The sequence below is a fragment of the Stenotrophomonas sp. I18B00994 genome, assembly GCF_014145825.1.
Classification (GTDB): domain Bacteria; phylum Pseudomonadota; class Gammaproteobacteria; order Xanthomonadales; family Xanthomonadaceae; genus Stenotrophomonas; species Stenotrophomonas maltophilia.
Window position 1 is genome coordinate 36,832 of the sequence record NZ_JACIUW010000009.1, and the last position, 14,719, is coordinate 51,550.

The 14,719-nt window shown below is 66.0% G+C and carries 15 protein-coding genes and 1 tRNA gene; 9 read left to right on the plus strand and 7 right to left on the minus strand.

The window, feature by feature from the left end:
* From H4O10_RS11785 to H4O10_RS11825, 9 genes are all read left to right on the plus strand, one after another.
* A complete protein-coding gene (locus H4O10_RS11785) occupies nt 1-2,106 on the plus strand; it encodes a tail fiber domain-containing protein (protein WP_049453877.1) in 2,106 nt (701 codons plus the stop codon).
* Nucleotide 2,107: 1 nt separating this feature from the next.
* Entirely contained in the window at nt 2,108-2,767 is a 660-nt protein-coding gene (locus tag H4O10_RS11790; protein ID WP_049453875.1) for a hypothetical protein, read from the plus strand.
* 106 nt (nt 2,768-2,873) lie between these two features.
* Nucleotides 2,874-4,076, plus strand: coding sequence for a phage tail sheath C-terminal domain-containing protein (locus tag H4O10_RS11795; protein ID WP_033835187.1), 1,203 nt, complete (start codon nt 2,874-2,876; stop codon nt 4,074-4,076).
* A gap of 2 nt (nt 4,077-4,078) precedes the next feature.
* Nucleotides 4,079-4,582: a phage major tail tube protein gene (locus H4O10_RS11800; protein WP_005412457.1), complete on the plus strand. Its 504-nt coding sequence runs from the start codon at nt 4,079-4,081 to the stop codon at nt 4,580-4,582.
* Nucleotides 4,583-4,662: 80 nt separating this feature from the next.
* Nucleotides 4,663-4,953 carry a phage tail assembly protein gene (locus tag H4O10_RS11805; RefSeq protein ID WP_005412456.1) on the plus strand — a complete coding sequence of 97 codons (291 nt, stop codon included), beginning with the start codon at nt 4,663-4,665 and terminating at the stop codon, nt 4,951-4,953.
* A gap of 165 nt (nt 4,954-5,118) precedes the next feature.
* A complete protein-coding gene (locus tag H4O10_RS11810; protein WP_242880690.1) occupies nt 5,119-7,494 on the plus strand; it encodes a phage tail tape measure protein in 2,376 nt (791 codons plus the stop codon).
* A 2-nt stretch (nt 7,495-7,496) separates the two neighbouring features.
* On the plus strand, nt 7,497-7,964 hold the full coding sequence (locus H4O10_RS11815) for a phage tail protein (RefSeq protein WP_005408323.1): 468 nt from the start codon (nt 7,497-7,499) through the stop codon (nt 7,962-7,964).
* Nucleotides 7,948-8,163: a tail protein X gene (locus H4O10_RS11820; protein WP_005408322.1), complete on the plus strand. Its 216-nt coding sequence runs from the start codon at nt 7,948-7,950 to the stop codon at nt 8,161-8,163. Before H4O10_RS11815 ends, H4O10_RS11820 begins: the two co-directional genes overlap by 17 nt.
* Nucleotides 8,154-9,227, plus strand: a complete 1,074-nt coding sequence (locus H4O10_RS11825) for a contractile injection system protein, VgrG/Pvc8 family (protein ID WP_049453871.1) — start codon at nt 8,154-8,156, stop codon at nt 9,225-9,227. Before H4O10_RS11820 ends, H4O10_RS11825 begins: the two co-directional genes overlap by 10 nt.
* A 30-nt stretch (nt 9,228-9,257) precedes the next feature.
* On the opposite strand, the gene H4O10_RS11830 is transcribed toward H4O10_RS11825, so the two are convergent.
* The 7 genes from H4O10_RS11830 to H4O10_RS11860 form a co-directional block, all read right to left on the minus strand.
* Nucleotides 9,258-9,638: a tautomerase family protein gene (locus H4O10_RS11830; RefSeq protein WP_049403312.1), complete on the minus strand. Its 381-nt coding sequence runs from the start codon at nt 9,636-9,638 to the stop codon at nt 9,258-9,260.
* A gap of 232 nt (nt 9,639-9,870) precedes the next feature.
* Nucleotides 9,871-9,945: transfer RNA gene (locus H4O10_RS11835), tRNA-Val, on the minus strand.
* Nucleotides 9,946-10,056: 111 nt separating this feature from the next.
* The gene (locus H4O10_RS11840; RefSeq protein ID WP_005412452.1) at nt 10,057-10,410 is read right to left on the minus strand and encodes a PilZ domain-containing protein; all 354 of its coding nucleotides are present in this window, start codon (nt 10,408-10,410) and stop codon (nt 10,057-10,059) included.
* Complete coding sequence (locus tag H4O10_RS11845) at nt 10,407-11,363, minus strand: DNA polymerase III subunit delta' (RefSeq protein ID WP_033835181.1); 957 nt, start codon at nt 11,361-11,363, stop codon at nt 10,407-10,409. The genes H4O10_RS11840 and H4O10_RS11845 overlap by 4 nt, the downstream gene beginning before the upstream one ends.
* Nucleotides 11,360-12,025, minus strand: coding sequence for a dTMP kinase (tmk, locus tag H4O10_RS11850; RefSeq protein WP_049403322.1), 666 nt, complete (start codon nt 12,023-12,025; stop codon nt 11,360-11,362). The genes H4O10_RS11845 and tmk overlap by 4 nt, the downstream gene beginning before the upstream one ends.
* Nucleotides 12,022-13,083, minus strand: a complete 1,062-nt coding sequence (mltG, locus tag H4O10_RS11855; protein WP_049453869.1) for an endolytic transglycosylase MltG — start codon at nt 13,081-13,083, stop codon at nt 12,022-12,024. Before mltG ends, tmk begins: the two co-directional genes overlap by 4 nt.
* A gap of 197 nt (nt 13,084-13,280) precedes the next feature.
* Complete coding sequence (locus H4O10_RS11860) at nt 13,281-14,645, minus strand: aminodeoxychorismate synthase component I (RefSeq protein ID WP_049453868.1); 1,365 nt, start codon at nt 14,643-14,645, stop codon at nt 13,281-13,283.
* Nucleotides 14,646-14,719 lie beyond the last annotated feature (74 nt).

Sequence of the window (14,719 nt, forward strand, 5' to 3'; positions counted from 1 at the left end):
ATGCGCCTGAAAATCACCGATGCCGGCTTCGCCAAGCTGGTCAATCCGCCGAACACCGGCACCAACGCCGTCCTGATCACCCAGATCGGCCTGACCTCGACTGCCTTCGTGCCGTCGGCGGGGCTCACTGCACTGCCTGGCGAGATCAAGCGCGTCGCCACCTTCGGCGGCCAGGCCGTGGGCGATGACACCGTGCACGTCACCATCCGCGATGACAGCGCCACCTCCTACACGCTGCGCGGCTTCGGCCTGTACCTGGCTGACGGTACGCTGTTCGCCAGCTACGGCCAAGCCGATCCGATCATGGAGAAGTCGGCCGCATCGATGCTGCTGCTGGCCACCGACACACGCTTCAGCGGGATCGACACGACGCAGATCCAGTTCGGTGATGCCGGCTTCCTCTATCCACCGGCCACCACCGAGGTCGTCGGCGTGGTCGAGCTGGCCACCACCACCGAAGCCGAAGATGCGACCGACACACAGCGCGTGGTGACTCCGCGTGGCATGCGTGCTTACACCGACAAGCGCTTCGGCGCCAGCGCCCCGACCGCGCTGGCGAAGACACTGCTGTCTGCGGCGAACACCGCGGCGGCGCGCACTGCGCTGGAACTGAAGAGCGCCGCACTGAAGGACACCGGGCATGGCAACGGCCTGGACGCCGACACACTGGATGGCAAGCACGCCTCCGAGTTCGCCCTGGCCGGTGACTTCGCCACCGTGGGCCACAAGCATGTGATTGCCGATGTGACCGGGCTGCAGTCGGCACTGGATGGCAAGGCGTCCAGAGGCGGCAACACGTTCACCGACCAGCAGTTCATCAGCGGCACGTATCCGCTGCTGGGCTTCGGTGCCGCCGGCGCCGAACAGTCCTTCATTGGCGGCTGGGGAAATTCCAGCCTGTGGCGCGTATGGAGCGCGGACCGCAGCGCCAGCAGCGAGATAACCATCAAGCATGGTGATGGCCCGCGCTGGAACGGCTCGCCGATGTGGCATGCCGGGAACTTCGCGCCTGAAGTGAAGATGGACAAGACCGGCGGCACCTTCAGTGGCACCGTCACCATTTCCAACAACTCCCTGCGCCTGTCCGGCTGGGGCAGTACCGCGACCGATGGTGTCGTCTACTTCGGCACGGGTGACAGCTATCTCTTCAAGTCCGGATCCACGTTCACTTTCCGCAATCTGGAAGGGGCGTACACCGCTACGCTCAATGCAGGCGGAACTGTCTGGACCAGCGGCAATTTCGATCCAAGCAAGAAGCTCAGTATCACCGGCGGAGACCTGACCGGTCCGCTTCGGATGCGAGGCAATGCCGCAGGTCGTATCGCGCTCTATGACGACAACCTGGATGTCGCCAACCTCGAGATCGGTGCCGGTCTCAACACCGGCACCGACCGCAATGGCTTTCTGGTCAACCGAAATGCGAACGGCTCGCTTGCACTGCTTGGAGGCAACGGAAAAGCCAAGGTAACCGTGGATGGCGGCGTCGGGTACACCGTGCTTGCCTCCCCACCGCTCGGGACCGGATTGTGGAACAGCCAGACCGCCCTGCACTGCGTTATTCCACACGGCGGCAATGCAGACGGCATGAAGGCAACGCTGCTACGGACCGTAAATGGTGCAAATGGATGGTCCTCCGCGCGGTGGCGTCTGTACCGTGAGGTCGACGCTACGACGCAGGGCTACATCGACTTCCACGGTGACAGCACCGACGGCGACCGGGTCTTCACGTTCGCGGGTTATGGGCAGTCCTTCTGGCTTTCGAAGACAGGTGTCGTGGAAGCTCCGGCGGGATTCAACCGTCCTTCGTCGCGCAAGCTGAAGTCGGACCATCCGTTGACACCCCTGAGCTACGGCCTGGCGGAAATCGAAAAAATTGAAACCTATTTCGGCCAGTACAACTCGGATTTCGTGAACGATGAGCGACGCCGACTCTTCATGATTGCAGAGCAGCTCTCCGAAATCGTACCCGAAGCAGTCTTCGAGAATGCCGTCGACTACCGCGGTGAGAAAGTGCCGTCGATCCAGGAGTCGCAGCTGATTCCTGTCTTGGTTCGCGCCATCCAGGAACTGGCTGCGGAGATCAGGTCGCTAAAGGGAGGGAACTGACATGCCTTCAGGCTATGCCTCTGGTGGAGTCGACTTTGACGATCTGTTCGATCCCTACGCCGAGGGTCCGTTTGCTGCGGACTGCGGCTCCATGTTGGCGGGCACCGACCTGAGCCGCCGCTACGCCCACATCCAGTACGGCAGCAAACGTGCCGACGTAGGCCATCGCATCAACGGCATGGACGTATCCAACCTGTGGGCGGCCCGCGGCAGCGCCACCTACAGGCTGCCGTTCCATGGCAAGGGCTACTCGGCAAGCAATGGCGCCAAGACCAACTCCACCGGCTCCGTGTCGGCTACCGTCTCGATTCTGATCTATGCCGACGGCACCTATGCCATCCGCACAGGCGTCGCCGGTGGCGGCAATGGAGGCAGCTCAGTAGCAGCGTCGGGCCAGTGGCTTCCGGCAGGTGCAAGCGTTTCCGAGTACGAAGTGCAGATCACCGGCTCCTCGCCCGCTAAAGCCTCCTTCAGCACGAGTGCTCCCTCGTTTGTGCCGGCGTCGGCGGCACCGTCGGCAGGCGTGTCGATCAGTGTCCCCGCCAGGTCCGCCAGTTACGAATCGGACAGCATCAGCATTTCCGTCGCGCTGCGCCGTGCCGGAGGTATCGCCCAGGTTTCCACCTTCAGCGCAAGCGTCAGCGCCTCCGGCTGGGTCTGATCGGTCAGCGGGCCACCGCTGCAATTATCGCGACCGCCACATTCTCCGAACATTACCCCGTCGCCTGCACAAGCCGGCACACACCCACACCGAGGAAGAACCCCGAATGACCGAATTTCTCCATGGCGTACAGGTCGTCAACATCGATACCGGTGCCCGATCGATTGCCATCGCCTCCAGCAGCGTGATCGGCATCGTCGGCACCGCACCGCTGGCCGACACCGAAGCGTTCCCCGTCAACACGCCCGTACTGGTGACCTCGCCGTCGCAGGCCGCCAAGCTGTCGGCGACCACCGGCACCGATGCCGGCACCCTGCCCGGTGCGCTCGACACGATCTTCGACCAGTCCAGTGCCGTCGTCGTCGTCGTCCGCGTCGAGAAGGGCGCGAATGAAAGCGCCACCCTGGCCAACGTGCTGGGCGGCGTGAACGCCCAGACCGGCGCCTACGAAGGCGTGCATGCGCTGCTGGCCGCCAAGTCCATCGTCGGCGTCAAGCCGCGCATCCTGGTCGCACCAGGCTTCACCCATGTGCACCCGGCCGATCCGGCCAAGCCGGAGGCCGTGCTGGCCAACCCGGTCGTGGCCGAGCTGCTCGGCATCGCCGAGAAGCTGCGCGCGGTGATCATCAAGGATGGCCCGAACAGCAACGACGACGCCGCCAAGTCCACCGCCGCCCTGACCGGCTCCAAGCGCGTCTACGTGGTCGACCCCGCGCTGCTGGTGCAGTCCGGTGATGCCATCGTCACCCGCCATGCCTCCGGTGCCGTGGCCGGTGCCATCGCCCGCAGCGACAACGAGCGCGGCTGGTGGGCGTCGCCGTCGAACCTGGAACTCAACGGCGTGGTCGGTACCGCGCGTGCGATCGACTTCGGCCTGTCCGATGCCACCAGCCGCGCCAACCTGCTGAACCAGGCCAACGTGGCCACGGTCATCCGCGAAGGGGGCTTCCGCCTGTGGGGCAACCGCACCACCAGCATCGATCCGAAGTGGCAGTTCCTGTGCGTGGTACGCACCGCCGACATCATCGCCGACAGTCTGGAGGCCGCCCACCTGTGGGCCGTCGACCGCGGCATCAGCAAGACCTACGTCGATGACGTGCGCGAGGGCGTCAATGCCTTCCTGCGCGGCCTGAAGACCCAGGGCGCGATCCTCGGCGGCAACTGCTGGATCGACCCGGAACTGAACGCAGCGGACAGCGTGGCCCAGGGCCGCTTCTACTGGGACTTCGACTTCACTCCGACCTACCCGGGTGAGCAGCTGACCTTCCGCATGCACATGAACAACAACTACGTCTCGGAGATCTTCTAAGAATGGCGCGCAAGATCCGTAAAAACTTCAACTTCTACGTCGACGGCAAGGGTTATGCCGGCAGCGTGATGTCCTTCACCGCCCCCAAGCTGTCTCTGAAGACCGAGGACTTCCAGGCCGGCGGCATGCTCGCCCCGACCGAGATCGTGCTCGGCCATGAAAAGCTGACCGCCGATGTCGAGTTCGCCTCCGACGACGCGGAGATCATGAGCAAGTTCCACGTCATCGAAAGCAAGGAATACGGCTTCACCGCCCGCGAGGCGCTGGAAGGCGACGACGGCGAAGTGACCCAGGTCGTGCACAACATGCGCGGCAAGGTGAAGCTGCTGGACCGTGGCGAAACCAAGGTCGGCGAGAAGGGCACGATCAAGGTCAGCCTGGCGCTGAGCTACTACAAGCTGACCCATGGTGCCCAGGTCGTGCAGGAGATCGACGTGGTCAACATGATCGCCCGCCAGGGTGGCGTCGACGTCCTGGCCGGCATCCGCGGCGCGCTGGGCATCTGAGCCCACGCCGCACCGAAGAACCCGGGGGCGCCTCGCGCCCCCGCATCCATCGCATCGCATCGCATTCCAGGAACGCATCCATGTCCAGCAAGACCAAGACCCCCACCGACACCGTCATCGAGCGCGATGGCTTCGCCGAGATCACCCTCACCCGTCCGCGCCAGGTCAATGGCATGGAAACCGCCGTGCTGCGCATGCGCGAGCCGACCGTGGAAGACATGGAGCGCTACCAGGACGACAAGGGCAGCGACGCCCAGCGTGAGGTGCGGATGATCGCCAACCTGTGCGAGATCTCGCCGGACGACGTGCGCAAGATGCCGTTGCGCGACTACGCCCGGCTGCAGGCAGGCGTCGCGCTTTTTACCACCTGACCCTGCCACAGATCAGGCAGGGAGTGCTTGCTCTGGCCGGTCATACCGGCTGGGGCCTGCGCGAAATCATGACACTGCGGGTGTCGAAGTTCATCTGGTGGATTCAGGGATTGCCGGTACATGGCCAGTAACGTTCAAACGACAACGATCAGGATCGGCGGTGAGGTGTCCAAGTCGCTGAAGGACGCATTGTCCTTCGCCAATGATGGCGTGAAGCGCCTCGGCGATGAAGCCGGCAAGCTGGAGCTCAAGCTCGCCGCGATGAAGAAGTCGGGCACCGCATACACCCGCATGCGCGCGCAGGCCGATGCGCTGCGCGCCTCTCAGGAAGCGCTGGAGCGTGTCGAAGCCAAGCGCACCGCCAACCTGGAGAAGCGCGAGAAACTCGGCGCCTCGTTCAAGGCAGCGCGCGGCACACTCGGCACCGCCGTCACCGCACTGGCCAAGCCGGTCGAGAACGCCTCCGGCTTCGCCCGCCAGAACCAGCAGATCGGCGTGGCAGCCAACCTCAGCCGCGCGCAGGTGAGTGCGCTAGGCCAAGCGATCCTGCAGCAATCGCGTGCAACCAACCAGGGCGCCGACGATCTGCAGCGGTCGATCAAGCTGATGGTAGCGGCCGGCATGGACGCACAGTCCGCGCAGGCCAGCCTCGGCGCCGTTGGACGGACCACCACCGTCACCGGTGCCAGCATCGATGATGTGGCCCAAGCTGCGGCCGCCCTGCAGCAGTCGTTCGATATCGATCCCTCGCGCATGCAGAACGCGCTGGACGTGCTGGTGGTGAACAGCCAGCAGGGCAGCCTGGGCCTGAAGGACATGGCCCAGGTGCTGCCGGTGCTGGGTTCCTCGTTCGAGGCGATGAAGCTGCAGGGCACATCGGCGGCGGCTACGCTGGGTGCGGCACTGGAAGCCACGCTGGACTCGGCAGGTGGCGCCGACAAGGCCGCCAGCAACATGAAGAGCTTCATGTCCGAGGTGCTCTCGCCGGACATTCAGGAGAAGGCCAAGAAGAGCCTGAACCTGGATCTGCACAAGATCATCGGCGATGCACAGACCAGCGGCGGCAATCCCTTCGACGCTGCGATGCAGGGAATCATCCAGGCGACCGCGGGCGACCAGAAGAAGATCGGCACCCTGTTCAGCGATGCACAGGCGAAGAACTTCGTCCAGCCGATGATCGAGAACTGGGATACCTACATCCGTGTCCGCGACAAGGCCTTGAATGAATCGGCGGGTACCACCGATGCGGCCTATGCCGATGCGATGCAGACCGATCCGCAGAAGATCGAAGGTGCCAAGATCGCCGTGGATAACCTGTCCAAGGCCTTCGGTGCGGCACTGCTGCCTGCGGTGGGCGAAGCCGCGGTCAAGCTGACCGAACTGCTGAACGGGGTCACCTCGTTCGTGCAAGAAAACCCGAAGCTGATCGCCAACACCACGCAGATCGTGGTCGGCATGCTGGGCATGCGCACGGCGGTGCTCGGCGCACGCTACGCCTGGACGTTCCTGCAGGGCCCGATCCTGGGCGTGCAGAAGGCCTTCGAGCTGTTCCGTGGCGGCAGCCTGCTGGCACAGCTGGGGCGCTTCGGGCCGATGGCCATGCGTATCGCCTCGGTGTTCCGCGTCGTCGCCACCGCAGTGGGCGCCATTGGTGGCGGCCCTATCGCGGTAGCTGTGGCCGCGCTCACTGCCGGTGCCCTGCTTGTCCGCAAGTACTGGGAGCCGATCAAGGCCTTCCTGGGCGGTGTATGGGAAGGTCTCAGCAGCGCGGGCACCTCCGCGATGGGAGAGCTGATGAATGCCGTTGCGCCGCTGCGTCCGGCCTGGGAGGCCGTGAGTGCCCTGCTGGGACAGGCCTGGGACTGGCTGTCGCGGATGCTGGCCCCGGCGCAGTACACCGGAAACGAACTCTCCCGCGTGGGCGAGATCGGCAAGCTCGTGGGCGAAGCGCTGATGTTCAACTTCCGCGCCGTCATCCAGGTCGCTGGCTTCGTCGCCGAGGTCTTCAGGATGATCGGTGAGGTCATCGGCACGGTGGCTGGATTCATCGTCGTCACCTTCGGCAGCGCCTGGGACTGGGTTTCAGCGAAGGTCAGCAGCGTGATCGACACGATGATGGCCAAGATCGCCCCCTTCATGGAGGTGGTGGGCACCATCATGGACAAGGTCGGGGGCGTGCTGGGCACCGCCAAGGACAAGATCGCGCTTGGTGTGAACACCGCGGCTGATGCCTACGGCGCGATACGCGCAAACGGCGGCATACAGCTGCCTCCGGTGATGCTGGCGCCCGCCAGCATGCACAGCGCCAGCGTGCAGCCACGCATGCCGAATGCCTTTGGTACGCCGGCCGGGCGTGCCGCACCGGAGATGCCTTCGCCCACCCCGCGCAGCGCCACCACCGTGCAGCAGCAGCAGACCAACCACATCACCATCCACCAGCAGCCAGGCGAATCCAGCGAAGCGGTGGCGCGCCGCACGGCCGACGAGCTGCAGCGTCGCAACGCGGTTGCCGCCCGTGGTGGCCTGGCAGACAGGAACTGAGCATGAAACGCGAATTCGTAACCGGCACTGTGGACAAGCTGCTGTCGCAGTTCAAAGCCAATGACTCCGGCAACGCCCCGGTCCTGCTGATGCTGGGCGGCTTCAAGTTCAGCCTCAATACCGCGGTCTTCCGGGAGATCCAGCAATCCAACGAGTATCGCTGGCAGGCGCAGGACCGCATCGGCCAGATGGCGGCCCTGCAGTACACCGGACCGGGCTCAGCCAGCATGACCCTGCCGGGCGTCATCTACTACCAGTTCCGCGGCGCCGGCAATGAGCTCTCACAGCTGCGCAAACTGGCCGCGCAGGGCACGCCTCATCGACTGCTGACCGGCAAAGGCGGCAACCTGGGCCTGTGGGTCATCGAGAAGATCGATGCCACCGCCAGCGAGTTCACCGCCGACAGCGCGATCCTGAAACAGGAATTCACCCTTTCACTGCGGAAGCACAGCAATGGCACGAACGTATAGCACCCGCGACGGCGACGTCGTAGATCGTATCGCGTACGCGCATTATGGCGAGCAGTCACCGGCCATCCTGCGCGCGGTGTTCGATGCCAACCCGGGCCTGGCCGCACGCGGCCCGGTACTGCCTGCCGGCGTAGCGATCACCCTGCCGGAGGTGCAGCGCCCGGCCAGCGAGCGCAAGGGAGTCGCCCTGTGGGATTGAACATCACACCGGCCTTCCGCGTGGTGGCCAACAGCCAGGACATCACCGACAAGATCATGGCGCGCTTCAAGTCGCTGCGCATCACCGACGAGACCGGCAACACGTCCGACACGCTGGAACTGCAGCTGGCCGACCACGATCCGTCCGATCCGATCCAGCTGCCACCGGTTGGCGCGGAACTGGAGGCCTTCATCGGCTATGACGGCGAAGTGCGGCGCGTAGGCCTGTACATCTGCGACGAGGTGGAGATCTCCGGCTTTCCCGGCAGCATGACGCTGCGCGCCCGGGCGGCACCGTTCGAGACCAGCAAGGGAGGCAAGAGCGACCTGCAGACGCAGAAGACACGCACCTGGAAGAAGGGCACCACGATCGGCGACATGGTGCGACGCATGGCCGGCGAGCATGGGCTGAACGCAGCGGTGAGCGCATCGCTGGCGTCCATCGTGCTGCCGCTGACGGTGCAGTCGCAGGAGTCGGACATGAACCTTCTGCTGCGCCTGGCCAAACAGCACGATGCCATCGCCAAGCCCGGAGCCGGGCGCCTGGTGTTCGTGAAGCGGGGCGAATCCACCAGCGCCAGCGGCGAGCGCATTCCCGATGTCACCCTCACCCCGGCCGATGGCAGCGACTATCGGGTAACCCTTGCCGCACGCGAAGATGCCGGTACCACCATTGCGTACTACCGCGACGTACGCAGTGCCAAGCGCCAGGAAGTGAAGGTCGGCAGCGGTGAACCGATCATGCGCCTGCGCATGGCCTATGCCGACCGGGAGAGCGCAGAGGCGGCGGCGCGCGCCAAGCATCGCGAACAGGCACGGCAGACGCGGACGCTCAGCTACACCCTGCCCGGCCGCGAAACACTGATGGCCGAAGCCACCGTGGTGATGCAGGGGTTCCGCGAGGGCGTGGATGGCCAGTGGCTGGTCAAGCGTGCCGAGCACAGCATCGGCAGCGAGGGCTATCTCACCCGCATCGAATGCGAACAACCCAACAGCGCCGACGCAGTGAAAGCGGCCAGCAATGCCCCGGCCAGCGAAGGCGAACAGGTCGGCAGCGAGGTGTAGATTCACGCCATGCGTGGTGCTTTCCGCGCATCAACTCACGTACTGCGCCACGCCATTACCGAACGACCAGTTCTCCTTTTTTACTTCAACAAGATTGATGAACACATCCTCGCGGCGGATGCCCACCGCCGCGTGCAGTCCATCGGCGATGCCGGCGTACAACGCCTTCTTCTGCTCCAGCGTACGCCCTTCGTTCCAGGTGATCTGGATGCAGATGAAATCGTCGGTGCGGTCCACGCCCAGGTATCCGGGGTCGTAGATGAGCGTGCCTGGCTCGTGTTCTTGGAAGATCTGGAAGCGATCGTTCTCCGGCACGCCGACCGCACGCATGGCCTGGTAGATGGTTTCGCCGACGCGTTGCAGGTAGTCGGCGGGTTTACCTTTGCGAAGATCGATGCGGGCGAGCGGCATGTGGCAGTCCAGGGAATGGGGGCACGGCACTGCCTCGAGAGTACGCTAGCCGTGAACCACGCAACAGCGCATGGATGGAATCCTGTGCCCGCATCGGTGAAGTGCGTCCCCCGAGCGCCTCGCGCGGTTGAGGGAGCCGGTGAGTCGCGCTGCCAACGATACCGGAAAGCCGCGCTGATGGTCAGGCAACAAAAAAGCCCCCATTTCTGGAGGCTTCTTTCGTTCTACAACATGGTGGGCGGTACAGGGATCGAACCTGTGACCCTTGCCGTGTGAAGGCAATGCTCTACCGCTGAGCTAACCGCCCGGTGTGTTGCTGAGCCGCTCATTATAGGGGCTTTTCAGAGGCCGTCAACACTTTTTCACATTCGTGTTCACGGGCGTTTCGAGGCATGCAGCCGCATGGCCCGGCGCCACCTCACATCGTGTGGGTCGGCTTGTCCGAGCCGGTAAGCCCGGCCAGCAGGGTCTCGATCTTGTGGCGCACGCCCTCGCCTTCGGCACCGTCGGCGAGCTGCACGCCGATGCCGGCGGTGCGGTTACCCTGCGCGCCGGCCGGGGTCACCCAGATCACCTTGCCGGCCACCGGCAGGCGCTCGCTGGAATCGGGCAGGGTCAGCAGCAGGAACACCTCGTCGCCCAGGAAGTAGCGCTTGGGCGTGGGCACGAAGATGCCGCCGTTCTTCACGAACGGCATGTACGCGCTGTACAGCGCGGCTTTGTCCTTCACGGCCAGGGACAGGATGCCCTGGCGGGCGTTGCTGGCACTCATCGATTTCCCCTTGCGGCAGGCCGCTCGTTCACCTTGTTCCAGGCCAGCAGCAACTCGACCACCGCAAGGTCTGCACGCACCGTGGTGCGCAGCAGGTCGCGGGTGCGGTTGGCCGCATCGAACCAGGCTGCAAGCTTGTGCAATCGCTCCGGCGTGGTCAAGGCATCGGTGCTGGCCTGAGCCAGCGCCAGGTCGGCGGCAAAGCGCAGGCGCAGCGCCGCGTTGTCGTCACCACACCACTTCTGCGCCAGCTCCACCGCGCCGGTCTTGCCGGCGGCCAGCTGTTCCAGATCTCGACCGACTTCGCGGCGCAGGCTCAGGCCGTCTTCGCGCAGCCAGTTGTCGGCCTGGCCGGCATGGCCGCGGGCGGCCTCCAGCGCTTCGCGCGCCAATGCTTCGCTGTGGCCCTGCTGCTGCAGCCAGGCCAGCGCTTCGTGCTGCGGCGGCAGCTTGAATTCCAGGCGCTGGCAACGGCTGCGGATGGTCTGCGGCAGGCGCGCCGGGTCGCTGCTGATCAGCCACAGGTAGCGGCCGGGCTGCGGCTCTTCCAGCGTCTTCAGCAGCGCGTTGGCGGCCGAGCGGTTGATCGCATCGGCCGGGTCCACGATCACCACCTGCGCCACGCCGTACTGCGGGGTCAGCGCCAGCTTGTCGGTGATCTCGCGCACCTGCTCGATGACGATCTCGGTACGCAGCTTGTCGCCGCTCTTGTTCGGAATGAAGCTGACCAGCTGCAGGTCCGGATGGGTACCGGCGGCGATCAGCTGGCGCGTGCGCGTGGCGTGCGCGGCGTCCCCGCGCGCCAGCACGTGGTCGGCCAACGCCAACGCCACCTCACGCTTGCCCAGCCCGGCCGGCCCGCAGATCAGCAGGCCATGGCCGAGGCGACCCGCATCGAGCGCGGCCACGGTCTGGTCGAACGCGCGCTGCTGCCAGGGCGAAAACGTGCTCATGCGCCCTCCCCGTCCTGCAGCCAGCGCTCGACACTCGCGACCACATCGGCGGCCACGCGCGCCTGCTCCTGGCCCGCATCAATCAACGCAAAGCGCTGCGGATCCTGCTGCGCACGGCTGCGGAACACTTCGCGCACGCGCTGGAAGAAATCATCCTGTTCGCTCTCGATGCGGTCCGGCCACAGGTCACGGCCATTGGCGCGTGCCCGGCCGACGGCCACGTCCACGTCCAGCAGCAGGGTCAGGCCCGGCAGCAGGCCCACTGCGCGGCGCTCCAGATCGGCAATCCACTGCGGATCGAGGCCACGGCCACCGCCCTGGTAGGCATAGCTGGAATCGGTGAAACGATCGCTCAGCACATAGGCACCGCGCTGCAGCGCCGGCTGGATCACCTGGCGCACATGCTGCGCGCGCGCGGCGAACACCAGCAGCAGCTCGGCTTCGGCGCTGAGCGGTTCGGCGGCGATCTCGGCATCGGGTTTCAGCACCAGGCCACGGATGCGCTCGGCCAGCGGCGTACCGCCCGGCTCGCGGGTCAGTACCACCTCATGACCGTGGCTGCGCAGGCAGTCACGGATGGCATTGATGGCGGTGGTCTTGCCCGCGCCCTCGCCGCCTTCCAGGCTGACAAAACGCGGGTGGCGAAGCAGCGCGGGACTCATTGCGCCGGGGTCTCCTGGGTACGTTGCTGGCGCAGCTGCTGCAGGTAGCGGGCGACTGCGGCGTTGTGCTGATCCAGGCTGGGCGAGAACACGTGCGCGCCGCTGCCATCGCCCACCGCGACGAAGTACAGCGCGTCGCCCGCAGCGGGTTGCGCGGCGGCCATCAGCGCGTCGCGGCTGGGCATCGCGATCGGGGTCGGGGTCAGGCCGGCACGGGTATAGGTGTTGTACGGCGTATCGGTAGTCAGGTCGCGGCGGCGGATGTTGCCGTCATACGCGGCACCGAGGCCGTAGATCACGGTCGGGTCGGTCTGCAGGCGCATGCCGATCTTCAGGCGGCGCATGAACACGCCGGCAATCTGCGGGCGTTCGCTGGCCAGCGCGGTTTCCTTCTCGATGATCGAGGCCAGCGTCAGCAGTTCGTAGGGCGTGTTGATCGGCAGGTCCGGCGCACGGCTTTCCCAGGCCTCATCCAGCGCCTTTTCCATTGCGGCATGGGCGCGCTTGAGCACGTCCAGATCGCTGTCGCCACGCTGGTAGACGTAGGTCTCCGGCAGGAAGCGGCCTTCCGGATGCTGGCCACCGAAGCCGAGGCGCTGCATCAGCGCGGCATCATCAAGATTGTCGGTGGTGTGCAGCAGCGGCTCGGCGCGCTTGAGCGCAGCACGCAGCTGGCGGATGTTCCAGCCCTCGACGATCGTGACGCGGTGCTGCAGCACCTTGCCCGCGCGCATGCGCAGCAACAGCTCGCGCGGGGTCAGGTCGGCGCTGAGCGCGTACTCGCCCACTTTCAGTTTGCCGGCGGCGTCGAGCTGGCGCGCCAGCAGCTGCCATTGGGTGTCCTGGCCCTCGTCCACGCCGGCATCGCGCAGCTTGCGCAGCACGCTGTTCATGCCATCGCCGCTGGCGATGACCATGCTCTCGGCAGTCGGGGTGATCGGGGCATCGGCGAAACGCGTCTGCTGGTAGAAGAACCACGCGCCCACGCCGGCCACGACGGCGCCCAGCACCACCACCAGCGTTACCACGAACAGACACCCGCGCTTGGCTCCCGCCATGGACTACCTCTGAACTCGATTCCGTCGTGCAGGATACCGTGCCGGTGGATTGGGGTCATGACCGGGGCCACGCAGCCGTGCCGACCAACGGTCGGCACCCACCGGAACAACGGCACCCGCCGGTACCGGTAGTGCCGGCCGCTGGCCGACAATCGCGTGGATCGTGGATGAATGAGGTTGCCGGCCAGCGGCCGGCACTACCCCTGCTGGCCCAGTGCGCGCAGCAGGCCGCGGGCCTTGGCGCGGGTCTCGTCCAGCTCCTTGTCCGGGTCCGAATCGACCACGATGCCGGCGCCGGTGCGGAAGCTCACCTCGTGGCCATCCACTTCGGCGGTACGGATCAGGATGTTCAGGTCCAGGTCGCCATCGCGGTTCAGCCAGCCGAACGCGCCGGTGTAGGCACCACGCGGCACCTGCTCCAGCTCGCTGATGATCTGCATGCAGCGCACCTTTGGGCAGCCGGTGATGGTGCCACCCGGGAACGTGGCGGCGATCACCTCGCCGGGCGTGACCTCCGGGCGCAGATGGCCGCTGACGTTGCTGACGATGTGGTGCACGTGCGCGTAGCTCTCCACGGTCATCAGCTCATCGACCACCACGGTGCCCGGCAGGCAGATGCGGCCCAGGTCGTTGCGCTCCAGGTCGATCAGCATCACGTGCTCGGCACGCTCCTTGGGGTGGCCGACCAGCTCCTGGATGCGCGCGGCATCGTCGTCGCCTTCGAAGCGTGGCCGCGTACCCGCAATCGGACGGGTCTGCGCATGGCCGGCGTGCACCGACACCAGCCGCTCCGGCGAGGAACTGACCACATGGCGGCCGTGCGCGCTGAACAGGCCGGCAAACGGCGCCGGGTTGGCACGACGCAGCTGTGCGTACAGCGCCTGCGGGCTGACCGGCGCAGCGAACTGCGCGCTCCAGCGCCGCGACAGGTTCACTTGGAACACGTCGCCGGCGCGCAGGTACTCGATCACCCGGCGCACGCCATCGGTGAAACGCTGCGGCGCGTCCTCGCCGACCGCCTGCGGTGACTGCCAGCCCTGCCCGGCTTCGGGCAGCGCGGCCGAGGCCAGTGCCACCAGCGCATCCAGCAACGCCTGCTCGCCGGCTTCGGCGATGACGAAGCTGGCATCGTTGTGGTGGTCATGCAGCACCGCGGCCGGGCAGCGCAGCGCCAGCGCGGTCGGGCGGCCATCCTCGCGTGCGCGCGCCGGCAGCACCGGTTCGATCTGGCTGGCCACTTCGTAATCGAGCATCAACGCCCAGCCGCCGCGGAACGGCAGGCTGTGGCTGCCGTCATGCGGCAGGCGCTCATGCTGCCAGGCGCGATCCAGTGCCTGCAGGAACGTGCCGGGCTGCACCAGGTCGTGCTGGTCGCGCACCTGGCCGTCGGCATCCAGCCGCAGGCCATCGCCCTGCGCGACCAGCAGCAGGCTCCAGCGGCCCTGGGCGGTGCCCGAGGCGGTGGATTCCATCAGCAGCGGGAAGCGCGCCGGGTCGTGCTGCTGCAGGGCCAGCAGATCGATCGGGTGCGGCAGCGGGTGGATCAGCGGTGCGTGGGTCATGGCAGCGAGTTCGGGAATTCAAATGCACGGAAGCCGCCTTGCGGCGGCTCCGTGGTGCACGGCGTTGATCCGAT